The sequence below is a fragment of the Thauera sp. 2A1 genome (assembly GCF_009469595.2).
GTDB lineage: Bacteria > Pseudomonadota > Gammaproteobacteria > Burkholderiales > Rhodocyclaceae > Thauera.
On sequence record NZ_SSXV01000010.1, the window covers coordinates 121,934 to 146,057 of the forward strand.

Annotated in this window: 22 protein-coding genes; 4 read left to right on the plus strand and 18 right to left on the minus strand. The window is 61.4% G+C overall.

All coding sequences use genetic code 11. The annotated features are described in order from the left end of the window. Positions 1–210: 210 nt before the first annotated feature. The 15 genes from GH664_RS11405 to tviB all read right to left on the minus strand — a co-directional run bounded on the left by GH664_RS11405 (position 211) and on the right by tviB (position 17,143). Entirely contained in the window at positions 211–1,122 is a 912-nt protein-coding gene (locus tag GH664_RS11405; RefSeq protein WP_194270387.1) for an NAD-dependent epimerase/dehydratase family protein, read from the minus strand. Then, entirely contained in the window at positions 1,119–2,372 is a 1,254-nt protein-coding gene (locus tag GH664_RS11410) for a glycosyltransferase family 4 protein (protein WP_153168188.1), read from the minus strand. Before GH664_RS11410 ends, GH664_RS11405 begins: the two co-directional genes overlap by 4 nt. Then, positions 2,369–4,267, minus strand: a complete 1,899-nt coding sequence (asnB, locus tag GH664_RS11415; RefSeq protein WP_153168189.1) for an asparagine synthase (glutamine-hydrolyzing) — start codon at positions 4,265–4,267, stop codon at positions 2,369–2,371. The genes GH664_RS11410 and asnB overlap by 4 nt, the downstream gene beginning before the upstream one ends. Before the next feature lie 15 nt (positions 4,268–4,282). Beyond that, the gene (locus GH664_RS11420; protein ID WP_153168217.1) at positions 4,283–5,419 is read right to left on the minus strand and encodes a glycosyltransferase; all 1,137 of its coding nucleotides are present in this window, start codon (positions 5,417–5,419) and stop codon (positions 4,283–4,285) included. Further along, positions 5,419–6,726: a hypothetical protein gene (locus GH664_RS11425; RefSeq protein ID WP_153168190.1), complete on the minus strand. Its 1,308-nt coding sequence runs from the start codon at positions 6,724–6,726 to the stop codon at positions 5,419–5,421. Before GH664_RS11425 ends, GH664_RS11420 begins: the two co-directional genes overlap by 1 nt. Beyond that, positions 6,723–7,847 carry an N-acetyl sugar amidotransferase gene (locus GH664_RS11430; RefSeq protein WP_153168191.1) on the minus strand — a complete coding sequence of 375 codons (1,125 nt, stop codon included), beginning with the start codon at positions 7,845–7,847 and terminating at the stop codon, positions 6,723–6,725. Before GH664_RS11430 ends, GH664_RS11425 begins: the two co-directional genes overlap by 4 nt. 38 nt (positions 7,848–7,885) lie before the next feature. After that, positions 7,886–8,647: an AglZ/HisF2 family acetamidino modification protein gene (locus GH664_RS11435; RefSeq protein WP_153168192.1), complete on the minus strand. Its 762-nt coding sequence runs from the start codon at positions 8,645–8,647 to the stop codon at positions 7,886–7,888. Continuing rightward, complete coding sequence (hisH, locus tag GH664_RS11440; protein ID WP_153168193.1) at positions 8,641–9,267, minus strand: imidazole glycerol phosphate synthase subunit HisH; 627 nt, start codon at positions 9,265–9,267, stop codon at positions 8,641–8,643. Before hisH ends, GH664_RS11435 begins: the two co-directional genes overlap by 7 nt. Next, positions 9,264–10,709 carry a lipopolysaccharide biosynthesis protein gene (locus tag GH664_RS11445; RefSeq protein WP_194270389.1) on the minus strand — a complete coding sequence of 482 codons (1,446 nt, stop codon included), beginning with the start codon at positions 10,707–10,709 and terminating at the stop codon, positions 9,264–9,266. Before GH664_RS11445 ends, hisH begins: the two co-directional genes overlap by 4 nt. Positions 10,710–10,974: 265 nt before the next feature. Then, complete coding sequence (wecB, locus tag GH664_RS11450) at positions 10,975–12,054, minus strand: non-hydrolyzing UDP-N-acetylglucosamine 2-epimerase (RefSeq protein ID WP_269468950.1); 1,080 nt, start codon at positions 12,052–12,054, stop codon at positions 10,975–10,977. Then, positions 12,054–13,154, minus strand: coding sequence for a DegT/DnrJ/EryC1/StrS aminotransferase family protein (locus GH664_RS11455; RefSeq protein ID WP_153168195.1), 1,101 nt, complete (start codon positions 13,152–13,154; stop codon positions 12,054–12,056). Before GH664_RS11455 ends, wecB begins: the two co-directional genes overlap by 1 nt. Continuing rightward, positions 13,151–13,741 carry an acyltransferase gene (locus GH664_RS11460; RefSeq protein WP_153168196.1) on the minus strand — a complete coding sequence of 197 codons (591 nt, stop codon included), beginning with the start codon at positions 13,739–13,741 and terminating at the stop codon, positions 13,151–13,153. The genes GH664_RS11455 and GH664_RS11460 overlap by 4 nt, the downstream gene beginning before the upstream one ends. Continuing rightward, on the minus strand, positions 13,738–14,778 hold the full coding sequence (locus GH664_RS11465) for a glycerol-3-phosphate dehydrogenase/oxidase (RefSeq protein WP_153168197.1): 1,041 nt from the start codon (positions 14,776–14,778) through the stop codon (positions 13,738–13,740). The genes GH664_RS11460 and GH664_RS11465 overlap by 4 nt, the downstream gene beginning before the upstream one ends. A gap of 3 nt (positions 14,779–14,781) precedes the next feature. Next, positions 14,782–15,840: a Gfo/Idh/MocA family protein gene (locus GH664_RS11470; protein ID WP_153168198.1), complete on the minus strand. Its 1,059-nt coding sequence runs from the start codon at positions 15,838–15,840 to the stop codon at positions 14,782–14,784. A 1-nt stretch (position 15,841) separates the two neighbouring features. After that, entirely contained in the window at positions 15,842–17,143 is a 1,302-nt protein-coding gene (gene tviB / locus GH664_RS11475; RefSeq protein WP_153168199.1) for a Vi polysaccharide biosynthesis UDP-N-acetylglucosamine C-6 dehydrogenase TviB, read from the minus strand. 378 nt (positions 17,144–17,521) lie between these two features. Here tviB and GH664_RS11480 point away from each other — a divergent pair, with 378 nt between their 5' ends. Continuing rightward, positions 17,522–18,124, plus strand: coding sequence for a Uma2 family endonuclease (locus tag GH664_RS11480; protein WP_153168200.1), 603 nt, complete (start codon positions 17,522–17,524; stop codon positions 18,122–18,124). A 65-nt stretch (positions 18,125–18,189) separates the two neighbouring features. Here the strand turns inward: GH664_RS11480 and GH664_RS11485 are convergent, their stop codons facing one another. Continuing rightward, entirely contained in the window at positions 18,190–18,375 is a 186-nt protein-coding gene (locus GH664_RS11485) for a hypothetical protein (protein WP_153168201.1), read from the minus strand. 46 nt (positions 18,376–18,421) lie between these two features. Between GH664_RS11485 and GH664_RS11490 the strand changes: the two genes are divergently transcribed. Together GH664_RS11490 and GH664_RS11495 are read left to right on the plus strand one after the other, a co-directional pair. Then, on the plus strand, positions 18,422–18,739 hold the full coding sequence (locus GH664_RS11490; protein ID WP_153168202.1) for a hypothetical protein: 318 nt from the start codon (positions 18,422–18,424) through the stop codon (positions 18,737–18,739). Positions 18,740–18,785: 46 nt separating this feature from the next. Then, entirely contained in the window at positions 18,786–19,223 is a 438-nt protein-coding gene (locus GH664_RS11495) for a hypothetical protein (RefSeq protein ID WP_256219468.1), read from the plus strand. A 54-nt stretch (positions 19,224–19,277) separates the two neighbouring features. Here GH664_RS11495 and GH664_RS11500 read toward each other — a convergent pair whose 3' ends face one another. Both GH664_RS11500 and polA read right to left on the minus strand, forming a co-directional pair. After that, positions 19,278–20,297 (minus strand): Rpn family recombination-promoting nuclease/putative transposase, encoded by a 1,020-nt coding sequence (locus GH664_RS11500; protein WP_153168203.1) that lies wholly within the window; start codon positions 20,295–20,297, stop codon positions 19,278–19,280. A gap of 105 nt (positions 20,298–20,402) precedes the next feature. Next, entirely contained in the window at positions 20,403–23,177 is a 2,775-nt protein-coding gene (gene polA, locus GH664_RS11505; protein ID WP_153168204.1) for a DNA polymerase I, read from the minus strand. Between the two features lie 87 nt (positions 23,178–23,264). Between polA and GH664_RS11510 the strand changes: the two genes are divergently transcribed. Further along, positions 23,265–23,990: a TIGR00730 family Rossman fold protein gene (locus tag GH664_RS11510; RefSeq protein WP_153168205.1), complete on the plus strand. Its 726-nt coding sequence runs from the start codon at positions 23,265–23,267 to the stop codon at positions 23,988–23,990. Positions 23,991–24,124: the final 134 nt, after the last annotated feature.

The following is a 24,124-nucleotide window of genomic DNA, read 5'->3' on the forward strand; positions in this document are numbered from 1 at the left end:
GCTTCATTTATCTTAAAAAATGAAGGAACCTTTATTGAGTCAAAATTTATCGCCTACCTAAGAACAAAAAACGTTTATTTCAATAAGCGAGATTCAGCGCGCCTTCTTGAGCCATACCTTCCCTGTCACATTATTTTAACGAGAGCCTTTGCTTTACCGCTTCTAAAGAATAGGCTTAAGATTCCCGGGTGGAGAAAATATGAGTTATCTTTACCCGTAATCGACCAAGGAGGTTCTCATTGCCTCGGAGGGCGCTACCGGAGGCTCCCAACCCAATGACTTACGAGCGTGAGCCCAATCGACCTTTAGGGGTAAAGTTAGGCTTTCCATCTCTCGCTGAAAACCGCACGCTCGCCCAAAAAATCGAAGGAGCCAAGGTGAAACAGATATGTTCGCGATGCGCTTTTCATCATCCACCGCCATTTCTGACACCAGATGTGAAACGCTATAATCAGAACCGTCCCCAATCACATACATTCCTCCTGGCCTTCCAGGAGTTGCACATCTAAGCAGGAAGTCGGCAAGATTCTCTACGAATATGAATGACCGCTTTGCGCGCGCCGCACCAAATGGCAAAGGGAATCCCCGTCTGACCAGTCGTCGGAGCCGCATAAAGTTGCCCGGACATGCCGGACCATAAACCATAGGCGGACGAACGATCGTCAAGGCATCCGGCCTGGACCGGAAGCGATCTTCCAAGGCTTGATCCGCCGCCAGCTTGGATCTCGTGTACGCCGTATCCGGTGACGGCCGGGAATATTCGGTGATCGGTTCGGCGCTCCAGTTGCCATAAACACCGACCGAACTGACATGCACCAGACGGCCGATGCCATTCTCGATCACGTGGCTCGCCAGCATCAGAGGCAATTGGCAATTTGCCGCGTCGAAATCGGAATCGGTGCTCCGGCCATGGACATGCGCACGACCGGCAAGATTGATCAACGCATCTGCATCGACGTAGGTTGCTGGGAGCGGGCCATCGTAGCCCGACTGGGCGGCATATCGCGCCAGCTCGTCGTCACGCCGGCGCGTCAGTACCAATACATCGTGCCCCTCAGCCGCGGCACGCTTGACCAGTGCGCGGCCGATGTAGCCGGAGCCTCCGGCGACGATCAGCTTCACCGCGTATTCCTTTGGGTGTCGAGTATCTCGAGATAGCGCGCTGCAAGCGCATCGTAGCTGTGCTGCCGCATTACGTATTCCAGACCCCGCTGCCCCATTTCCGTGCGTGCTTGCTCCGGAAGGTCCGCAAAAGCTGCAAGCGCATCTGCAATTCCTGGGATATCTCCCGGCGACACGGAAATGCCCGCGTTGCACTCGGCGACGGGGTCGTTGCCGGCCTCGATGGCGAACAGCACGGGCAAGCGTGCCAGCATGTAATCGAACAGCTTGTTCGGACTGACACCGAATCGAAACAGCGGTTCGGGGCGCAGCGAAAGGTAGCCGACCTGGCACGCGTCGAGCAAGGCGGGAATGTTGCGCTTCGGAATCTGATCGAACAGGGCGATCCGATCGGATAATCCTTGCTCGACGATTTCCTGCCTGATTGCCGCGCTCTGTTCCCCCCTCCCAACGATGATGACGGCAATGCGATCATCCCCTCGCTGACGAAGAAGCGTTACGGATTCGACCAGCGACTGCACGTAATTCGGTGCGCCCATCGCGCCTGCATAGACCACCACCAGCCGCCCATCGGCGCGCCAGCGCTGCGCCTGTTTCACCGGTTCGCTATCGATGGCGTCGATCCGAGGCGCATGGGTGTCGACCCCATTGGGGATGTAATACCAGCGCGAAGCTTCGAGCCCCCGTTCCGCCATGTATGGCAACGTCTGGGGCAAGAGCGAGACGACGGCATCGGCCCGCCCATACGCATGACGCTCCAGCCGGTCGGTGACACGCACCAGAGGATGCGTCGGACGCACCCCGGCCAGTTCGACAAGGCTCAGCGGCCACAAGTCGCGTACCTCGAAAACGGATCGGGCGCCGAAGCGTCGTGCCAATCGGTGGCTCGTGAGGAAGGTGTAGGGATGGGGCGAAGAGGCCACCACCATGTCGGGACGCCCATATCTACGGGCCAGGCGGCGTGCGTGAATCGGCAAGGCTGCGGTAAACGCCGTCATGTTCACGAGCCGCCCAATGCCGTTTCCGTCATACGCCGGGGTCGGCAGAAACTCATATGGCACGCCTTCGACGTCGAGAGCCCCCCGATGCCTTCCCGGCTCATCGAGCAGGTGATGAAACGCGGCCGTTATGACGAGCGCGTTGACGCCCTCCGCCTGCCAAGCGTGCGCCAGTTCGTACGGGCGGTTGTACCGTCCCACACCCGGCCCCCCGGCATAGGGGTGCACATACCAGATCGTCGGCGAACTCATGACACGGCCACATTGAATCGGGTCAGCCATTGCCCCAACGTGCCGAGCCGGAACATCAATGCCTGGGCGGTGTGGCGCTGCGCGGGCGTCGCCTGACGCCAGCCAACCAGGAGCGCCGGCAGATCCACCCACTTGTTGAGGGTTGGAGAGGCTTCGTTGCACAGGCTCTCGACATGCTGCCCAAGAGCGCCGTTCATCCAGCGTGATTGGGGCGTGACGAATCCCATCTTGTCGCGTCGGTCCAGCACGCGATCGGGAACGATGCCGCGCAAACCGCTGCGCAATACGGCCTTCGTGCGGCCGCCGCGCAACTTGTGCTCGATTGGGAGTCGGATCGCAAACTCGACTAGACGATAGTCCAGAAAAGGCACGCGACTCTCGATCGACCAGGCCATTGAATTGCGGTCTTCGTAGCGCAACAGGCTCGGCACGCTGTAACGGCTCAGATCCAGCAACTGGCGCTGACGAATGTCACCGGTTCCGCCCAAGGCCACGGAGGTCGATGCCCCAAGGGCACGCACATCCGGCCGCAGGAAATCGCCGCCTCCGATCGTGCGTGGCTGCAGGAACCTGGGCAGGTAACGCGCCCCTTCCCGCCAGCGCAAATAACCCCGATCGCCATTGACGAGCAGCGCCAACGCTTCCCGAGCGGCCCCAAGAAATCGCCCTTGGCGCATTAGCGACAACACATGGAAAGCGTAGAACTTCCGATAGCCACCGAGGATCTCGTCGGCTCCCTGCCCATCGAGCAGGACAGGAATCCTGGATTCCCGAGCCTGGCGCATTACGAGCCATTGCGCATATATGCTCGCAGACGAGAACGGCTCCTCCTGATGCCAGATGAGCTTCTCGAAATCATCGATCAGGAGCGCTTCCGAAGGCTCAGAGAAATGGCCGTTGGCTCCGCAGGCATCCACCACCATTTGCGCCCAGGCGCTCTCGTCGAACTCCGGCTCGGGAAATCTCGCCGTGAATGTGTGGACCGGCGTCTTTGCGACTCTGGACATGACGGACACAATAGTGGACGAATCCAGGCCGCCGGAAAGACATGCCCCAACGGGTACGTCGCTACGCATCCGCAACTTGACGGCCGAGGTGATCAGTTCCCGGAACTCCTCGCACGACTGCTCGAAGGTCGTCTCCGGAAGCGTCGGGAACTCGAGACTCCAAAACGACTTCGGCGTGACGACCAGGCTCTTCGGCGAGACGATGGCGTAGCAACCCGGGGGGAAGGCAGTGATCCCATCGAAGAAAGTTTGATTGTTCGCATTGACCACGCCATAGACCAGGTAGTCATGGACCACCCGATCATTCGCCTTCGCGCCTTCGATCGCGGCGGCGAGTACGCCTTTTATTTCGGATGCAAAAGACAACGTTCCGGCATGTGTGCGCACATGCAGGGGCTTGACGCCGAAACGATCCCGGGACATGACGAGTTCGCACTCCAGCGTGTCCCAGATTGCCAAGGCCCACATGCCGTTGAAACGCGAAAAGCAATTCACCCCCCATGCTGCGTAGGCAGCCAGGATCACCTCGGTATCGGACTCTGAGCGAAATCCATACCCAAGAGCACTCAACTCTTCCCGCAATTCGCGATAGTTATAGACCTCACCGTTGTAGGTGATCCAGTAGCGCCCATCTGCATAACTCATCGGCTGATGACCGCTATCGGTACAGTCGATGATGGACAGGCGCCGATGCCCGAGAGCAATCCGGCCTATGGCACTGCCAGCGGTTCTTCTTTCATCGCCACGCAGCAGATCCGGCCTCCCAGTCCCTGCGAATAGCGCATGACCCGCGCCATCCGGCCCTCGATGGGCCTGCACCGCGGTCATATCAAAAATGGGGCTCAAGTCCCTCGGTTCGGTGGACATGAGACCTGCAACACCACACATTTTCTTATCCTATATTCACGCCGATGCGATTGGCGCAAGGGAGTCATAGACGTGGAGAAGATTCGCCTTTTCACGCTCCCAGTTGAAATGCTTCAGCACGGCATCACGCCCGTTGCGCCCCATTCTCCTCGCTCGCTCCGGGTCGCCGGCCAGCGCAGACATGGCCTCGGCAATCGCCTCTGGGTCAAGCGGGTCCACACACATGCCGCAGTCGAAGCGCTCGACGATGTCGCGCCACAGTGGGAAGTTGGATGCGATGACGGGAATGCCAGCCGACATGTACTCGAAAAGCTTGTTCGGCTGCGCATTCACGTGATTCGGCTCCGGGTAAAACAGTACCAGCCCGGCGATGCTTCTCCCCAGCAGCTTTGCCACATCGGAGCGCCCCAATGTCCCGAGGTATTCCACATGCCGCCAACCGCTCTGGGCGCGCAAGCCCTCCCGCAACGCCTCAGTTTCGATCGGCCCCGCAACCCGGAGTGTGTGCCCGGACAAATGGCAGGCTTGTACCATCTCGGACGCACTTCGGATCGCCGAGACGCCTCCCACATAGCAGAATCCGCTGCGCTCCACTCCCTCCGCAGGCGACGCAGGTACTACATCGGTTCCGGGTTCGGCCAGTTCGTCGAGAAAGGGATAATTGTTGACGACAGTCGCACGCGCGTTGAGCTTCTTGAACCGCTCACCAATAAAGGGCGTGGCCGCCACGACGGCACTCATGCGTCGCGCGGCGAAATCCTCGAACAACTCGAACGTATGCGCGACCGTCCCCCGCAGCCAGACGGGAATCCAATGCTTCGAAACAATGTCGCGCGGCACGTCTTCATGCGTGTCGTAAATGACGACAGCCCCCTCCATGCGCAGCATCAACGCAAACGGCAGGAGGTCGGGATCGTGAAACTGATAGATGTCGGCGCGTTGTTGACGGGCAGAGCGATATACCCGGGCAGCGGTTACGAGGAATCGCTTGAGCCGCCCTCCGCTCCCCTGCTCAATGCGAACATGCCGAACAGCGCTGCATTCTTCGGGCAGATCACCTTGAATCACGACTACCACGTCATGCCCCGCTTCCGCTGCGGCGGAGGCTTCCTTACGGACGATCCTTATGTCATTGGCCCGGTGAGCGGTCGAAAAGTGGCAAATACGCGCCATCACGCTTTCGCCTCCACGCCCTGCCTCGGTATCTCTTGCCTCAACCCGCCATAGCGCAAGAAGACGCAGACGCCGATGATCAATAACCATCCTCCTGAATTAAGAACCGTAGAAAGCGGCATCTCGGGCAGGCTCAGCACCGGCATCAGGTTGAGCGCGAGGAACGCAGAATCCGAGCGGCACACGAAGCGAACGACCGTAAAGAGGATGCCAAATACTACCGCGCCGAAGATGACTCCGACGTACCCGAAATTCCCGAAATCGTGCATGTATGAACCGGTATTGAGGCTACCGGTCAGGCCGCGCTGCTGGACCAGCTCCGCATGGTAGATTCCGTAAAGCTTTGTCGGCATATGGACATATTCGCAACCGAGCAGTTTTGCAAGCACGCGATAGCCGCAACCCTCCTCGCGCTCCGACGCATCTTCGTACTGAAAATACCATTGCGCGGTGACCTGCGCAGGAACGATCACGAGCCGCTCACGAAACGACATGAGCAAGCTCCATCCCGGAATTCCGCTCGTGGGCGCCTCCGCCTGTTTGATCTCCCACTTGGGACCAGCGATCTCTTCGCGCAGAGAAGGAACGACTTGCTCACCTGGAGCAACCTGCTTGAAATCATCCCTGAGCTCGGGACTGGAAGTCGCCCAGTTCAGCGATACCGACAAAGTCATCATGAATGCAATCGCAGTGGCGGCAATGAACCTTTTCGACAGCGCGAAATAGAAGACAAGGGGAAGCAGCAAGTAAACCGAGTTGGCCTTGACGAACAGAGATGTCGTGTAGAACAGCCCTACGGCAAGCGCCGGATAGAAAAACCTGGAACGAACCCTTGCCGCAAGCACCAGAAGGATGGGACCGATCCCCTTGATTGCGTAGTCCGAAGCATAACGTTGCCAGATAGCAAGGCGATAGTATCCCTCCTGCCTGATACGGGCGATCTCGTAACTGTCGTTCGACTTATATGCGAGCCAGGCAGGCAGATGCCCGAGCGTCGTCAGATGGATCACGACGACTGCAACGAACAGAATGAATAGCCCCACCAATAGGACCCTGACTCTATCCTGGGGAAAAACGTAAGAATATGATCGATGATCAACACTGCGGAACAGGAAAGTGGCTGCAAGATATGCGACGGCCAGCGCTCCACCGTAGACGATCAACGGCTGCGTGAATGACAAGCTCTCTCGCGCGCTAGCCGCATAGTAGATGCAACTCAGCAGCAGCCATACCAGCGACACGAAATAGATGACAAACAGGCTGTGCTCCCTGACTGCCTGTCCGCACTTTCTTTCTTTTATGTTCATACGCCGAACACCGCTCTCTTGACTTTCAACGCCGTCTTCAACAAACGCTCGTTCGAGTCGTAATCCGAGAAGTGCTTGTTTGGCAGCGCGAAGACTGCATCGAGTTCGGCGACGGTTACGCCAAGCTTCTTCGCAACGAAAGCCTTGTCTTCCTGCTGCAATGCCGCATCGTAGGTCGGCATTCCCAGTTGGCGCAACGCATCGTCGCGCGTCATCTGCCCGGAGTTGATGAGCGTAGCGAAATGCGCGCGGCGCTTGTCATAGCCGAACTTCGTGGGCAGGTAGTAGCCCTGGAAGAACCTCGTAAACACGGATTCATAGTGTTTTCCGCCGTAATCGCGCCATCCGAGTTCGCTCGCGATTGTGCTCTTAGCCTCATCCTTGTTGTACGGAACGTAATTGAGCGGACGGATCGTCTTGATTCCCCGAATGTATGGATAGTAGATGTACTGTGCAAAGAATCCGATCGTCGGATAGCTCTTCAACGGACGCGTTCCGAACTTCCGATGTATGTCGAGCAGGTGGCGCTTGTCGCTGGACGTATGCCCCCAGGCCGACGGCAGAATGAACTCGGTCGCGTAGTTGGTGCCGGAAAGGATGTATTTGATCTTGTGTCGCGCGGCCTCGCGGTAAAGAACTGCGGGAAACGCGTGATCGGTTGGAATGTCGCAATTGGCAACGCTCGCCTTGAAGAAGGCGAGTTGAAGATCGCTCATTTCCTCCCAGTCGACCACGTGCGTGTGAAGATCGATCTGCAGCTTCTTGACGATACTCTCGATATTGTGGACTGCGAGTTCCGAGTTCCAGCCGCTATCGAAGTGAACCGCGAGCGGACGCAGACCGTGCTGCTTCGCGAGATATGCGACGTAGGAGCTATCCACGCCGCCGCTCAGCCCCATGATGCAGTCGTAATCGTGACTCTTGCCTTCGGCTTTCACACGATCGAACAGCTCCCGCAACTCCCCAATCCGCTGGCCCGCCTGGGCGCTGGCTACGGTGGTGCGCACCATCTGATCGTAGGCCCGGCAATGACTGCAGACGCCTTCGTCGTCAAAAGTAATATCGGGATCGCTGGAATCCATCACGCAGCGAGTGCAAATTTGATAGGAGTGCGGTTGCATGAAGAATGAGCCGGTAGTCTATTAAGAGCGTTTCGGTTTCAGGGAAGCCGTGCTTCCAGTTCCGACCGATTCGGGTAATTGATGAGAACGGCGCGATGACGTCCATGAAATACGAACATGCTGCCGGCCGCCAGGGCGGGAACGTGGGCTTCGGCGACTGCAGCACACATGTGATCGAGGCTGCCAGCCCCGCCACAGGCGATCAGCGGCGTGTCCACCGCCTTGGACACTCTCTTCAGAAGCTCCAGATCGTATCCGGACATCGTGCCGTCACGGTCGATCGAGTTGATCATGATCTCTCCAACCCCGAGCCGCGCGAGTTGCTGCGTGTAGGCAACCGGATCTTCCTTGGTTCTGGTCCGTCCGCCGTCAATCCACACCTCGTACTTGCCGAGGAAGGTCTTCTTGACATCGATCGCGGCGATCACACTGGAACTGCCGAATATGGAGCAGCTTTCTTCAACCAGTCTGCGATCGCGATAGGCCGCCGAATTGAGCGCGATTTTCTCCACTCCTAGGCGGTGCAACTTGCGCATTTGATCAATGCTAGTCACACCCCCGCCATACGTGAGCGGCATGAAACACTCGCTGGCGATATCCCCGATAAGGTCGAAGTTCGGCTCCCGCTTCTCGGGCGTGGCACCGATGTCTAGCAGAATCAGTTCGTCGACTTCTTTTTCGTTGAAGATCTTTACTGCATTGACGGGATCCCCTACGTAAGTGGGATCCTTGAATCGGACGGTCTTGTAAAGGCCGCGGCCACGCAGCAAAAGGCACGGGATGACGCGGGACTTCAGCACGATTGGAATCGCTCGACAAAGTTGCGGAAGATCTGCAGCCCATATTTGTGACTTTTCTCCGGGTGGTACTGCATGGCGAGTATATTGTCCTTGCCCAACACGCTCGCAAAGCGCCGGCCATAAGTCGTCACGCCGACTTCGATATCGGGTGCATCCGCAACCATATGGTATGAATGCACGAAGTAGAAACGCATTGGCTGAGGCACGTTCGCGAAGATGTCGATCCCCTCCCGGGTTGGTGTGACGACATTCCAGCCCATGTGGGGGACGCGCAGGGATTCTCCCTCGGCAGCCTTGAAACGCACGATGTGCGCGTCAAGCCAGCCGAAGCCGGGACATGTACCCTCTTCGCTGGATCTCGTCATCAGTTGCGCTCCGAGACAGACCCCAAGGACTGGCTTTCGCATCTCCGTCACCAGTTCGTTGAGCAAATCCACCAATTCGAAGCGGCGAAGATTGGCGACTGCTTCATCGAAAGCGCCGACGCCAGGCAACACCAGTTTCTCGGAGTCTCGCAACTCAGCCGGATCGCGCGTAATGCGGGCTTCGACGCCCACTTTACGGAGCATATTGAGCACCGACCCGACATTACCGACGTCATAGTCGACAATTGCAATCATGATGCACATTCCTTCGCTTGCGTAATGGGGGCAAGGTGTTGCCAGCAATATCGTGCAAAGCCGCCCGCTGCCACAGTAGCCACCAGCGCCGCCAAGAGGAGCGCACCCAAGGATGAAACCGTGGCAAGCCTTAGAGCGAACAGCACGGCACACGAAACGCAAAACCCGACGATACCGATTGCAAGCGCACGCGCCAAATTGCCGAGCGAGAACCCGCTGACGACAAAAATGGCGCACAGATACGCCAGATGGTAGAGGACGTTGGCAACCGTAAAGGCAGCAACTGCGACGATGATCTCCGCCCCGAGGATCAAAGGCACGGTAACGGCAGCGACGGTAACGATGTCCGCCACGACCTGCACCCGGAACGACACATCCTGCCGCATCGCGACCTCGAATAGCCGTTCCGGCCATCCCGTCTGCAGGGCCATCCAAGCCGCGCAGGCCATGATCATGGCGAATATCCCTGCCTGCCTCCAATCGCTACCGAACAACGTTTCAAAAAATACATCACCCCAAACTGCGCAAAAGGCAAACAATGGAGCGCCCGTCAATAAACCGAACTTGAGTAGTGAAATAGTCAGCTCCTGCAATCTCGGCGAGCCCTTGAGCGATACCGCCTCGCGGAAAAAGACCTGGCTCAGTGCTCCGGAGGCCAATAACGTGGGAGCGAACAGCACGGTACGCGTCAAGCCGTAGAAACCTGCCGCAGCGGAGGCCGACATCGCGGAGAACACAAATATCGGCATATCCCGGGCGACGGTTCCGACGAGACTGTACGGTGCGTTATAGAAAAGAAACTGCCGATAAAATCGACCTGCCCGGACGATTCTCGACCAATCGTGATGCGCCAAGGCACGACGTATGGCAAATCCAAAGGCCAGGAGGATAACGATCAGCCCCATCCATTGGCCAATCAGTTTGGCGGCAGCCAGCCCCTGAACGCTCGCACTACAAAGGCCAATTGCCACGGCCGCAATCGCGTAGGCAGCCTGATTAGCAACGCTGGCCTGCGCTATCCGAACAAAGCAGCGGGAACGGGCCGCATACGCGGAAGCGAGCAGAGTCAGCGCTGTTCCGGCTGCCATGGGTGCAAGCATCCAAAGCCAACCCGTCGTACCGGACTGCCCGGCAAGAGCCGCCAGCGGCTCGCCCGCAGAAGCGACGATGAGAACGATAACAGCCGTAACCAGCACCGCAATTCCCAGAACCAACCCCGCCACATCGTCGGCCACCTCTTCCGTATCGGATAGAACGACGGCGAGATCATAACGACACGTTGCGGCCACCCCCAAAGCCCCCGCGCACCCCATGAATAGCGTCTGCAGACCGATCGCTTCCGGCGTGTACAGACGCGTCAACAGCGGCATCATCAGAAGCGGGATCGCCTGAGCCAGGACGGTCCCGGAAAGCATGGCGATTACGTTCGCGCGGAAACTCAACGGACGAACCTCCGCGCAAGCTGTCTCGAAAGAGAAATCCCTCCGCGCCTGATCCGCATCACGGCCCCCGTTACCCACGCAAGGGCGCAACCCGCCGACCGCGGCGGCGCACCGGTTCCGACGCATGAACACGCGTCGCCGGGCATGACCCAGCGGAGAACACTTCTCGTCGCAGCAGATTGTCGTCCCGGAAGCGACCATTGAATGGATCGAAAATATCCGACGCTTCCCGAAACGCATGCGGGGCGTGCCACATCATTCGAGGTCATGCGCTCAGGCTTTCGACAATCTTCGACGCAGCGGCACCATCGCCGTATGGATCATCACCCTTGCTGCCCGGTCGGACAGGAGCGCTGACAGCGGCGACGATCGCCTCACGCGACGCCCCCGTCAGCACGTTCCAGCCCAATTCGACCGTTTCGACCCACTCCGTCTCGTCGCGCATCGTGACGCACGGGACATCGTAGAAGAATGCCTCCTTCTGGACGCCGCCCGAATCCGTGACGATGACGCGGGCCGACTGCTCGAGGCGGATCATGTCGAGGAAGGGCAGTGGCTCGACCAGGGTGACGTCCTTCATCGATGCCGTCAGTCCCTGCTCCGCCAGGATCTTGGCTGTCCGGGGATGCACCGGCAGTACGACGGGCTGGTTGAGCGCAAGATCGGCCAGCGCGAGCCCGATTTCCCTGAGCCGGCTCGGGTCGTCCGTGTTCTCGGCGCGATGGCAGGTGGCAAGCACGTATTTGCCCTCCTCGAGACCGAGACGCGCAAGCGCATCGCTGCGCGATCGTGCGACGTCGCGGTAATACAGCGACACGTCGTACATGACGTCGCCCACCAACGACACACCTGCGGTGACGCCTTCGCGAGCAAGGTTCTCGACCGCTGTCTCGGTCGGGCAGAAGAGGCGATTCGACACCCTGTCGGCAAGGATGCGGTTCACCTCCTCGGGCATCCGCATGTTGAACGAGCGCAGGCCCGCCTCGACGTGCGCCACGGGAATATGCAACTTGGCCGCAGCCAGCGCGCCGGCGAGCGTGGAGTTGGTGTCGCCGTAGATCAGGACCCAGTCCGGCTTCTCCGCCAGCATCACGGTTTCGATGGCTTCCAGCATGCGACCGGTCATCGCGCCGTGACTGCCGCCGGAGATCTCCAGGTTGAATCTGGGGTGCGGGATGTCGAGCTCGTCGAAGAACACCTTCGACATGTTTTTGTCATAGTGCTGCCCCGTATGGACGAGGAGTTCGTCGATACGGCCAGCGTACTGACTGCGAATGACGCGAGACACCGCCGCAGCCTTGATGAACTGCGGCCGCGCACCGACGATGGTGAGAATCTTGATCATCAACGATCTCCCGCGGGAAGCGCGGAGCAGATCGACTTCTGGTCTTCGCTCGCAAGATCTGCGCTCATCGGCAGGCTCATGACCCGTTTTGCGGCTTCCTTCGCCAGGGGGGTGCAGTCCGCACAGCAGAGGTGCTTGTACGCAGGCTGCTCGTTGAGGGGAACGGGGTAGTGCACCGCCGTCGGGATGCCGGCCTTCTGCAGCGCGGCCTGAACGGCCTCACGGTCATCACACAGCACCGTGTACTGGCCGAAGACGGACGTCCTGTCGCTGCGTTGAACAACGCGCGGAAAGCCGAGCTCATCGAGCATGCGGTTGTAGCGGGCCCCGATCTCGAGCCTTTGCGCGATCTCCCAGTCGAAGCGATCGAGCTTGGCCAGGACGACGGCGCACTGCAGCGTATCCATGCGCCCGCCGACGCCGATACGCGTATGGACGTAACGCTTGCTCTGGCCATGAACGCGAATCTCGCGACAGGCCTGGGCGATGGAGTCGTCATTGGTGAAGACCGCACCGCCGTCGCCATAACAGCCCAGCGGCTTGCTCGGGAAAAAGCTGGTACAGCCGATGGTCGAGAGGTTGCAGCTCTTGCGGCCCTTGTACTCCGCACCGAAGCTCTGCGCGGCATCCTCGATGACCGGGACGTTGCCGTGGCGCGCGGCGATGGCGTTGATCTCGTCCATGTCCGCCGGCTGGCCGTACAGGCTGACCGGCATGATGGCCTTCGTCCGCGGCGTGATGGCGGCTTCGATCAGGCTGGCGTCGATGTTGCAGGTGTCGGGCTCGATGTCGACGAACACCGGCTTGGCGCCGAGCAGAACGATCACCTCCGCCGTGGCGACGAAGGTAAACGGCGTCGTGATGATCTCGTCGCCCGGACCGATGCCCAACGCCATCAGGCTGATCAGCAAGGCTTCGGTGCCACTCGCAACGGTGATGCAGTGCTTGGCGCCGGTAAAGTCTTCGAGACGCGCTTCAAGCTCGCGCACCTCGGGCCCCATGATGTACTGCCCATGCTCGAGCACGGTATTGATGCGCGCCTGGATCTGGGGCTGCAGCGCCCGGTACTGGGCCTTGAGGTCGATGAAAGGGATGCTCATTGGCTGATTCGCTCCAGGGTCTTGCCGTTCAATCGATAGTGTTGCCCGCTGTGGGGACACGTGTAGTCGCCGTGGCCTTCGAGGGGCAGCGGAATCTGCTCGCCGAACTCGCTCATCCAGCCCACCTGCCGTGCGGGCACGCCGACCATCAGCGCATAGGGCTTGACGTCCTTGTTGATCACCGCCCCAGCGCCGACGAAGGCGAATTCGCCGACCGTCGTCCCGCAGACGATGGTGCAGTTGGCGCCGAGGGTGGCACCACGCTTGACTACGGTGTCACGGTATTCGCTCTTGCGTTCGATGAGCGAGCGCGGGTTGTAGACGTTGGTGAAGACCATGCTGGGGCCGCAGAACACGCCTTCTTCCAGGATAACGTTGTCGTACACCGAGACATTATTCTGGATCTTGCACTTGTCGCCGATGACGACCTTGTTGCCGACGAAGACGTTCTGGCCGAGCGAGACGCCCTTGCCGATGCGTGCACCGCCGCACACGTGGGCAAAGTGCCAGACCCGGGAACCTTCGCCGATCTGGGCGCCGTCGTCGACGATGGCGCTGGGGTGAACCGTGTAGTTCGCTTGTGTCATTGCAATGTCCTCTTGGCGGCTTCTTCGCCCTGCAATTGGGCGGTAGTCCATTTGCCACCGTATATGTGCAGCACCTTGCCCACCCGCTCGAAGGCCCACTCACGGGTCGCATCCGAAGGGTTGTCCGCGCTGCGGATGAGCGGCCGAACGCCGGCAAAGGCATCGGCCACATCACTGCGCCGGGCTGGCAAGGTCAGGTAGTGGTTATATGCATCAAGCAGGTAGCGGATCTCGTCCTCGGTGGGCCCGGGGTTGTCAGGGGTCGCCTGACGCATCTCGGTCGTGCCGATTAGCGTCTGGCCGTTGCGCGGGAGCACGAAGAAGATCCGCTTCTCGCCGGGTACCTGCAGCAGCATGGCGGCCGGACACAGGCGGTCGAGCACGATGTGGCTGCCACGCACCCAGTCCAGTGCATAGGCCGACGGCCCGGGCTGGGTGCGACGCAGCTCGAGCGCCCACGGACCGGTCGCGTTGACGATGCGGTCGAAGTCATCCAGATCATCGATATGTGATACCGCAGTTCCACAGATCACTTCGCCACCGGCGGCGCTGAACTGCTCGACTACCCAGTTGCCCAGCGCTTCATCGTCCATCTTTGCGTCGTAGAACGCATACGCGCCCTGCAGACCGGTCCGAACCAACGCGGGCTGCAACGCGCCAACTTCGTTGGCCGTGAACCAGCGCCCTTTCGGAAAACCACTACCACGTGCCAGCAGATCGTAAAGGCGTATGCCCAAACCGATGGTCCAGCGAGCGCGGCCGGCGTTTTCATAGACGGGTAACAGCAACTGGAGCGGATCGCACAAGTGCGGAGCCTGCCGAAGCCAGGCAGCGCGCGCCTGGAGGGACTTGCCGACCAGGCGGACATGCCCCCGCTCGAGATAGCGCAGACCGCCGTGCAGCAGTTTTGATGACGCGCGACTAGTTTCGGCCATGGGGCGCTTGCGCTCGAACAGACTCACGTTCGCCCCTTTGCGAACGAGCGCCCATGCGGTGCAAGCCCCGACGATACCCGCCCCAACCACCGCCACCCGCACCGCTCAATACTCCAGTGGCAAGGCGATGCGCTTTCCGTCGCGAGCGGACAGGTACATGGCGATCAGCAACTCGAGACTCTTGAGCCCCTCGCGACCGTCGGTCTCGGCTTCGGCCTCGCCAAACAGGGTGTTGATCACGTTGTCGTAGTAAAGCGGGTGTCCGAAGCCATACACACTGGTTGTCGCGTAGCTGGCCTGCTTGATGTCCTCGTCTTCCGGTCGCTTGTCCTCGAACTCCCAGTGCTGGATTTCATTCACGGCGACGCCACCGATACGGACCGTACCCTTCTCGCCCAGGATCGTGATGCTGCCCTCGAGGTTCTTCGGATAGGTGAGCATCGTGACGTTAAGGGTACCCATCGCGCCACTACGCCAGCGCAGCGCCGCAACGCCAGAATCTTCGACCTCGATATCGCGCGCCAACGTGCCGGTGTAGGCCATCACGCTCTCGACCGGACCGATCAGCCAGTCGAGGAGGTCGATGTAGTGGCTCGCCTGGTTCATAAAGGCACCACCGTCGAACTCCCAGGTGCCACGCCATTTGGCGCTGTCGTAGTAGTCTTGCGGGCGGGTCCAGAAGACATTCACCGCAACGCCGTAGATGCGGCCGAAGCGCTTCTGCTCCACCGCGCGCTTGAGCAACTGCAGCGTGGCATTACGGCGGTTCTGCTTGACGACGAAGAGCCGCACGCCGGCCTTGTCGCAGGCTTCGACCATCTTCAGGCCATCCTGCCAGCGCGTGGCCATGGGTTTCTCGGTCATCACGTGCCGGCCGGCCTCAGCGATCTCGATTGCCTGGGCAGGATGTAGGCCGCTGGGCGTCGTAAGGATCACACAGTCGGCCTTCGTATGTCCCAGGAGGTCGGACAATCTTCCATGGCCGCGCGCGCCGGTTTTCTCGACCGCCGCAGCGAGTGCCGCGGGGTTGATGTCGCATACGTCGACGATCTCGCAGCGGTCGGCATGCTTCGCCATGGCCGCGAAATGGTTCTGCGCGATACGGCCGCAGCCGACGAGGGCGAAGCGAACCTTGCGGTCGGTGATCGGAGGGGCGAAGTGCATGTCACAGTCTCCAGGCAGTGATGCCGGCTTGGGCCAGTTGATCCGGGTCGAACAGGCTCTTGACGTCGGCCAGGACCGGTTTCGATCCCTTGAGCCGGCGTTTGAGTCCGTCCGCATCCAGCGTCTTGTATTCGTCGTGGGCGACGGCGACGATCAGCGCATCAACGGACGAACCCGAGTCACCCGGTGCGATCTCGACCCCGGGGTACTCGTATGCAAGTTCTTCCGGATCGGCATAAGGGTCTTCCGCAACGACATGGATGCCGAAGTCCTGGAACTCGCGGATGATGTCGATGACCTTGCTGTTGCGGATGTCTGGGCAGTTTTCCTTGAAGGTCAGGCCGAGCACGCCAACCGTGGCGCGAGTGACGTCGATGCCGTTGCGCACCATCTTCTTGATCGTGGTGCGCGCAACATAGCGCCCCATGTTGTCGTTGATGCGCCGGCCGGCAAGGATAACCTGCGGGATGTAGCCCACCTTCTCGGCCTTGTCGGTTAGGTAGTAAGGATCGACGCCGATGCAGTGCCCGCCCACCAGACCGGGCCGGAACGGCAGGAAGTTCCACTTGGTGCCCGCGGCTTCGAGCACCGCGAGCGTATCAATGTCGAGCCGGGCAAAGAGCACCGAGAGCTCGTTCATCAGCGCGATGTTGAGGTCGCGCTGGGTGTTCTCGATGACCTTGGCCGCTTCGGCAACGCGGATGCTGGGTGCCTTGTGAGTCCCCGCGACGATGATCTGGCGGTACAGAGAATCGACCAACTCCGCCACCTCGGCTGTCGAGCCGGAGGTGACCTTCTTGATCGTCGACACGCGATGCTCCTTGTCGCCCGGGTTGATGCGCTCCGGACTGTAGCCGGCGTAGAAATCCTCGTTGAAGCGCAGGCCCGACACCCTCTCGAGCACCGGCACGCAGTCCTCCTCGGTGGCGCCGGGATACACCGTCGATTCGTAGATGACGATGTCGCCCTTCTTCAGAACCTTGCCGATCGTTTCCGACGCCTTGACCAGCGGCGTCAAGTCGGGGCGCTTGTGTTCGTCGATCGGGGTCGGAACGGTGACGATGTACACGTTGCAGCCTGCCAGGTCAGCGACTTCTGCGGTAAAGCGTAGCCCCTTCGCCTCGCGCAGTTCTTCATCGGACACCTCGAGCGTCGAATCGTGGCCGTCACGCAGCGCATGGATCCGCTTGGCGTTGATGTCAAAACCGACAACCGGGCGCTTCTTGCCGAACTCTGCCGCAAGCGGAAGACCGACGTAGCCGAGGCCGATGACTGCAAGCCTGATGTCCTTGAGAGTGATCATGATTTTTGACATTTGAGACAAAAGTGGCTGTTGTGGAGCTACATGCAGCGCGACGACACCGCCCTCCTCTGGCCTGCGGCGTGGCGGGCTTCGGGAGCCGAGTCGAGCATGTCTGTTTAAAGGAATGGAATTATCGCATTGCAGCAGCAATTTCCGATAGATCACCAAGGTAATAGCACGCCATGGCGCAGGCCATCCGACATCGACACGGACGGCAGGACACGGGCTGGCGCGGCACGAGCTGCAGCGGAATGGACCAGAGTTCAGATGTAAGAAACTTTTTGTCGTCATTTTCAGAGCACTCATTCGTGCAATCACCCGCTTGCCGCCGCGCCCGATCCGGGCTTGAATAGGACCTCGACATCGGGGAACGAAACCATGGGCCTGGCGCTTCGCGATCATCACCGCTACACCTATGCCGACTGCCTGACCTGGCCGGAAAACGTGCGTTACGAGCTGATCGACGGCGAGGCCTTTCTGATGGCGCCGGCGCCCGCGCTTGACCATCAGGACATCGCCGGTGAAATCTACCGCCAGGTCGCCAACCAGCTTGACGGCAAGCCCTGCCGCCCGTTCATCGCCCCGGTGGATGTGCGCCTGCCGCGCCACGACCAAGGCAATGCCGGAGACGACGCCATCGACACCGTGGTGCAGCCCAACGTGCTGGTGGTGTGCGACCCCGCGAAGACCGACCGCCGCGGCATCTGCGGCGCGCCCGACTGGGTGGTGGAGGTGCTCTCGCCCGCCACGGCCGCGCACGATCAGATCGTCAAGCGCCGCATCTACGAGCGCGCCGGCGTGGCCGAATACTGGCTGGTGCACCCGCAGGACCGCACGGTGACCATCTATGCACTGATTGACGGCCAGTACGGCAGGCCTGAGATCTTCGAGCTGAAGGGCGAAACGCCGATCGGCGTGCTGCCGGACGTGGTCATCGCCTGGGATGCGCTGGTGGCGCGGCTGCCGAAGCCGGAGTATTGACGCCGGCCGACGAGCGGCCCGCTCGTCGATCGTCGACTGCGGAGCAACCCTGCCCGATGTCGGGATCAGTGATCGGCCGGTGGTTCGATTGAGCGCTCCCGCACCTTCACCCGCCACACCATGTGGTCATGGCGCTGGCGCTCGGATTCTGACACGTGGCTGCCGTTCAAATGCTCCAGCGTGGCGAAATCGGCGTCCGCCACCCATTCGCCCGGACCCCGCCGACAGCTTCGGCCACGGTTGAACTTCACCAAGGCGCCATCTAGACTCCGTCCACGTCATCCGACAGGAACTCCAATGGGCGCCCAGACGTTCGCCGACCTCGACGCGATGTCGCTCCATCAATGCAACAGGGAGCTTCATGAAGCGCTGCGCGTTCGTGCGATGAGCCCTGCGGCATTCAGTTCGTGGCTCAAGCATACGCTCACCCCGCTGCAGACATTGGCAGGTGGCGTCTTCGATGCGGACAACGAGCCCTTTCAACCTGCAGTGCGTTGCTTCCAGACTCCGGCGGACAAGCAACGTTATGACGATGAACAAGAGCTTGCACGCGCCGTGCGGCTGGCGTTGAAAAGAAGCATGAATGCCGGCCAGCCGCAAGAAAAGGGCGCCTGACACCACCGATATCAGGCGCCTCGCAAAGACGCTCCAGGATCACGGGGTGGAATACGCCGTCATTGGCGGCATCGCAATGGCGTTGCATGGTTTCCCGCGAGCGACGAAGGATATCGACCTGCTGTTGCCGATCGATGCCGGCAATAACGCCCGCCTTCTCGAGGCACTCGCGGCCATTCCCGAAACCCGTGCGGTACTTGAAGATCTCAAGCGGGAGTGGCTGGATCAGGGCTTTTCGACTGCAGCGGACGGTGAGATCAGCATCAACCTCCTCTTTGTTGCTGCCGGCCACGCCTTCGAAGAACTGCGCGCTCACATCCAGACCGTGATTTTCGATGGCATACCCATCTCGACGCTCGACATCGACGGCATGTTGATGACCAAGCAGACAACCCGCGACACGGACATTCCAGACCGCCAGCGTTTGCGTCAATTGCGCGACGCCTTGCGTGCCGTCCGCGGTGCGGCACAAGACGAACCGTAGCCATCTTCGCGCCGATCGACGACCCGTATCAGGCAAGCCGTGTCGATCCTGGGATCAGTGGTCGGCCGGTGGTTCGACAAACACGGCGGCCAGGCTCGGCGCGTCGAGCACCGCTTCTGTCCAGCACACCAGTTGCTCTTCGGTGGCTTCATTCAGACGCACACCGACCCAGTCGGGCAACTCGCCGAAACGACGGGTGAGCAGGCGAGCAAGCACGCGCGCTTCGCCCTCCAGACGGCCCTGCAATTGACCCTCGAGCCGGCCCTCAAGCCGGCCCTCCAGACGTCCTTGCAGGCGCCCTTTCCGGGTTGCTTCGTCGAACCAGCCTTCGATGCGTTCTGCCAACATCGTGTCGGCCTCCATGATGTCGTTGATTCGATTGATGTCTTCGATGGTAGAGGGCGGCGCCTTGCGGCGCAACAGGGACTTCACCCACACTCCGAAGGCACGGCGCAGGGACTGCAGTTCGGGGCTGCGCATCATCTTGTCGAGCGCCTGCAGAACCTGGCGCACTTCGCCCACCGACTGCCCGCGCTCGAGGCTGAACAGGGCCTCGCTGAAATTGCGCACCGTATCGACCGGATGCAGCTTCAGGCGCGCCTCGTCGAGCAGATGGTAGAGCAGCCGCGGATGGAACGGTTCCAGCCCGCGGGGCGGCGCGACGAAACAATCGGCCACGTCCACCGGCGGCTTCCACTCGGGCAAGCCGTTGTACAGCACGATGGGCAGGATGGGCGGCAGCCTGCCTTCCTGCACTTCACCCTCACGGATCAGGTTCTGTGCCAGCAGCCCGACATAGACCATCATCCGCACGGCCATCCAGGGATCGGGTTCGCTCTGGAATTCCAGGATCAGATACACCCACAGCCAGCGCTCCCGCACCTTCACCCGCCACACCATGTCGTCATGGCGCTGGCGTTCCGATTCCGACACGTAGCTGCCGTTCACATGCTCCAGCGTGGAGAAATCGGCATCCGCCACCCAGTCGCCCGGCACATAGCCCAGCAGGAGATCGCGCACCATCTCGGGATGGGAGAAAAGCAGCTTGTAGCCGGTATCGTGGGGTGAAGGCATGCCGACGTCGGTGATCTTGGGCGGAACCACATTCTATTTCATACGCATATCTCCGGATTGGCTTGCCGCCTTCGCGGCGCAAGCGAACACGGCCATGTGTCGCCCTCAATGCGCCTCATCCCAGTTCGCCCCCGCCCCCACCTCCACCAGCAGCGGCACCGCCAGTTGTGCCACGCCGGCCATCAGCCTCGGCAGTTCGACGCGGATCAGCTCCAGTTCGCCGTTCGGCACTTCCAGCACGAGTTCGTCATGCACCTGCAGGATCAACCGTGACTTTACGCCTGAGGCTTTCAGCCACGCACTCACCGCGATCATCGCGCGCTTGATGAGATCCGCCGCGGTGCCCTGCATCGGCGCGTTGATCGCGGCGCGTTCGGCGGCCTGGCGGCGGCCGGCTTGCTGGGCGCGGATGTCGGGCAGGTGCAGGCGGCGGCCGAAGACGGTCTCCACATAGCCTTTTTCGCGCGCCTCGACGCGGGTGCGTTCCATGTAGTCGGCGACGCCGGGGTAGCGGGCGAAGTAACGGTCGATCCATCCCGCGGCGGCGGATCGGTCGATGCCGAGGTTCTTCGCCAGGCCGTGGGCGCTCATGCCGTAGATGAGGCCGAAGTTGATCACCTTGGCGTAGCGGCGCTGCTCGCTGCTGACTTCGGCCGGCGGCACGCCGAACACTTCGCCGGCAGTGGCGCGGTGCACGTCCTCTCCGTGGGCAAAGGCTTCGAGCAGGCGGGCGTCGCCCGACAGGTGGGCCATGATGCGCAGCTCGATCTGCGAGTAGTCGGCCGACACGATGAGGTGGTCGCGCGGCGCGATGAAGGCGGCGCGGATGCGGCGGCCTTCGGGGGTGCGGATCGGGATGTTCTGCAGGTTGGGCTCGGAGCTGGCGAGCCGCCCGGTGACGGCGGTGGCCTGCGAGAAGCTGGTGTGCACCCGGCCTGTCTGCGGATTGACCATGCGCGGCAGCTTGTCGGCGTAGGTGCTCTTGAGCTTGGACAGGCTGCGGTGCTCGAGCAGCAGCTTCGGTAAGGGGTAATCCTCGGCGAGTTGGGTGAGCACGTCCTCGTCGGTGGAGGGCTGGCCGGTGGCGGTCTTCTTGACGATGGGCAGGCCCAGCGTGCCGAACAGGATCTCGCCGAGTTGCTTGGGCGAGCCCAGGTTGAAGGGCTGGCCGGCCAACTGGTGCGCCTCGCGCTCGAGCTCCATCAGGCGGCGGCCGAGCTCCTCGCTGTGACTGGCGAGCAGGAAGGGGTCGATGAGCACGCCGGTGCGCTCCATCTCCAGCAGCACCGCCAGCGTGGGCAGTTCGATGTCGCGGTACAGCGCGGCGAGCGCCGGGATGGCCTCCACCTGCGGCCACAGCTTGCGGTGCAGGCGCAGCGTGATGTCGGCATCCTCGGCGGCGTATTCGGTGGCGCGGTCGATCGCCACTTCGTCGAAGCCGATCTGCTTGGCGCCCTTGCCGCAAACGTCGGTGTAGGGAATCGTCGTCAGGCCGAGGTGGCGCTTGGCGAGCGAGTCCATGTCGTGCGACTTGTCGGACTCCAGCACGTAGGACTGCAGCAGCGTGTCGTGCGCGATGCCGCGCAGCGCGATGCCATGGTTGGCGAGCACGTGGGCGTCGTACTTGAGGTTCTGGCCGACCTTGGCGTGGCCGTCCGACTCCAGCCAGGGCTTGAGCTTGTCGAGCACGTCGGCGAGCGGCAGTTGTTGAGCGACGTCCGCGCCGCGATGCGCCAGCGGCAGATAGGCGGCCTCGCCCGGCTCGACGGCGAAGGACATGCCGACCAGGCGCGCGGCCATCGGGTCGAGGCTGGTGGTTTCGGTGTCGAAGGCGGTCAGTTCGGCGGCCTGGATCTTCGCCAGCCAGGCGTCGAAGGCGGGCCAGTCGAGGATGGTGACGTAGCCGCCGCGGTGGGCGCCGGGTTCGCCGGCGTCTTCGATCGGTTCTGTAGGAGCGGGCTTGACCGCGACCAGCGCCTTCATCGACCGTTCCGCCCGGATCGCGGTCAAGCCCGCTCCTACGGAGGCGGCTGCCAGCTCGTCCAGGTCCTTCAGCCAGCCACGGAACTCGAAGCGCTCGTACAGCGCACGCAGCGCGGCCTTGTCGTCGTCGCGCGCGGGCAGCTCGTCGAGCGCAACCGGCAGCGCGACATCGGTGGCCACGGTCACCAGCGTTCGGCCGAGCGGCAGGAAATCCAGGTGCTTGCGCAGGTTCTCGCCGACCTTGCCGCCCACCTTGTCGGCATTGGCGACCAGGTTGTCGAGTGTGCCGTATTCGGCGAGCCACTTCACCGCGGTCTTGGGGCCGCACTTTTCCACGCCGGGCACGTTGTCCACCGTGTCGCCGACCAGCGCGAGGTAGTCGACGATGCGTTCGGGCGGCACGCCGAACTTGGCTTCCACGCCGGCTTCGTCCAGCACTTCCTCGCTCATCGTGTTCACCCACTTCACGCCAGGGCGCACGAGCTGGGTGAGGTCCTTGTCGCCGGTGGAGATCACCACTTCCCAGCCGCGCTCGTGCGCCTGGCGGGTGAGCGTGCCGATGACGTCGTCGGCTTCCACGCCTTCGATCGCCAGCAGCGGCCAGCCTTCGGCCTGCACCGCCTCGTGCAGCGGCTCGATCTGCGCGCGCAGGTCGTCGGGCATGGGCGGGCGGTGCGACTTGTATTCCGGGTACAGCTCGTCGCGGAAGGTCTTGCCCTTGGCATCGAAGACGCAGGCGCGGAATTCTGCCTTGTAGTCGCTTTCCAGCCGACGTAGCATCGACAGCACTCCCCTGATCGCCCCGGTCGGCTCGCCCTTCGAGTTGCGCAGGTCCGGCAGCGCGTGGAAGGCGCGATACAGATAGCTGGAACCATCGACGAGCAGCAGCGTGGGCATCCTGAACGATCCTTGCAGGGAATCCGCCGGGCAGGGGCCCGGTCGAATGGGTGTGGGCGCTTCCGGCGAGAAAATACCGAGACCAACATGACCGCGAAAGACAAACTCCCCCGCAGCCTGGCGGACGACAGCGCGCCGCGTTTCAACGCGCGCGAGTCCTGGCGAATCTTCGGAATTATGGCAGAGTTCGTCGAAGCGACCGAACGGCTGAGTTCCATCCGCCCGGCGGTGTCCATCTTCGGCAGCGCCCGCACGCCGGCCGACCACATGTACTACATGCTGGCCGAGAAGATCGCGCGCCAGTTGTCGGACGCCGGCTTCGCGGTGATCTCCGGCGGCGGCCCGGGGATCATGGAGGCGGCCAACAAGGGCGCCTATTTCGGCAAGAGCCCGTCGGTGGGGCTCAACATCCAGTTGCCGATGGAACAGGGCTCCAACCCCTACCAGGACATCTCGCAGACCTTCCAGCACTTCTTCGCGCGCAAGTTCATGTTCGTGAAGTTCGCCGCGGCCTACGTGGTGATGCCGGGCGGCTTCGGCACGCTCGACGAACTGCTCGAGGCGATGACGCTGATCCAGACGAGGAAGAGCCGGCAGATGCCGATCATCCTGGTGCACAGCCCGTTCTGGAAAGGCCTGATGGACTGGATCCGCGACCGCCTGGTGGCCGAGCGCATGATCAACCCGGAGGACGTCGACCTGGTGCAGGTGATCGACAAGCCGGAGGAAGTGGTCGAGGCGATCTTCAAGCACTACGAGAAACGCGGCTTCGCCCCGCTGCCGGCGGAGCACGAGATGATGCTGAATCTTTGAGGGGGGGTCGCGGTCAAGCCCGCTTATATGGACGCCTCCCGGTTTGGCAAGTGAAGTTTGCATTTGACGCTTGAGGATCTGGCTGCAGTCTTATATCCGGCCTGTTGTGCAGACCCGATGTCTGCTGGCCCTGA

What these genes read in the sequence shown, in the direction of transcription:
- GH664_RS11410 (WP_153168188.1), bottom strand. Translation starts at nt 2,372, where the DNA reads ATGAGTTCGCCGACGATCTGGTATGTGCACCCCTATGCCGGGGGGCCG.
- asnB (WP_153168189.1), bottom strand. Translation starts at nt 4,267, where the DNA reads ATGTGTGGTGTTGCAGGTCTCATGTCCACCGAACCGAGGGACTTGAGC.
- GH664_RS11420 (WP_153168217.1), bottom strand. Translation starts at nt 5,419, where the DNA reads ATGGCGCGTATTTGCCACTTTTCGACCGCTCACCGGGCCAATGACATA.
- GH664_RS11425 (WP_153168190.1), bottom strand. Translation starts at nt 6,726, where the DNA reads ATGAACATAAAAGAAAGAAAGTGCGGACAGGCAGTCAGGGAGCACAGC.
- GH664_RS11430 (WP_153168191.1), bottom strand. Translation starts at nt 7,847, where the DNA reads ATGCAACCGCACTCCTATCAAATTTGCACTCGCTGCGTGATGGATTCC.
- hisH (WP_153168193.1), bottom strand. Translation starts at nt 9,267, where the DNA reads ATGATTGCAATTGTCGACTATGACGTCGGTAATGTCGGGTCGGTGCTC.
- wecB (WP_269468950.1), bottom strand. Translation starts at nt 12,054, where the DNA reads ATGATCAAGATTCTCACCATCGTCGGTGCGCGGCCGCAGTTCATCAAG.
- GH664_RS11455 (WP_153168195.1), bottom strand. Translation starts at nt 13,154, where the DNA reads ATGAGCATCCCTTTCATCGACCTCAAGGCCCAGTACCGGGCGCTGCAG.
- GH664_RS11460 (WP_153168196.1), bottom strand. Translation starts at nt 13,741, where the DNA reads ATGACACAAGCGAACTACACGGTTCACCCCAGCGCCATCGTCGACGAC.
- GH664_RS11470 (WP_153168198.1), bottom strand. Translation starts at nt 15,840, where the DNA reads ATGCACTTCGCCCCTCCGATCACCGACCGCAAGGTTCGCTTCGCCCTC.
- tviB (WP_153168199.1), bottom strand. Translation starts at nt 17,143, where the DNA reads ATGATCACTCTCAAGGACATCAGGCTTGCAGTCATCGGCCTCGGCTAC.
- GH664_RS11480 (WP_153168200.1), top strand. Translation starts at nt 17,522, where the DNA reads ATGGGCCTGGCGCTTCGCGATCATCACCGCTACACCTATGCCGACTGC.
- GH664_RS11490 (WP_153168202.1), top strand. Translation starts at nt 18,422, where the DNA reads ATGGGCGCCCAGACGTTCGCCGACCTCGACGCGATGTCGCTCCATCAA.
- GH664_RS11500 (WP_153168203.1), bottom strand. Translation starts at nt 20,297, where the DNA reads ATGCCTTCACCCCACGATACCGGCTACAAGCTGCTTTTCTCCCATCCC.
- polA (WP_153168204.1), bottom strand. Translation starts at nt 23,177, where the DNA reads ATGCCCACGCTGCTGCTCGTCGATGGTTCCAGCTATCTGTATCGCGCC.
- GH664_RS11510 (WP_153168205.1), top strand. Translation starts at nt 23,265, where the DNA reads ATGACCGCGAAAGACAAACTCCCCCGCAGCCTGGCGGACGACAGCGCG.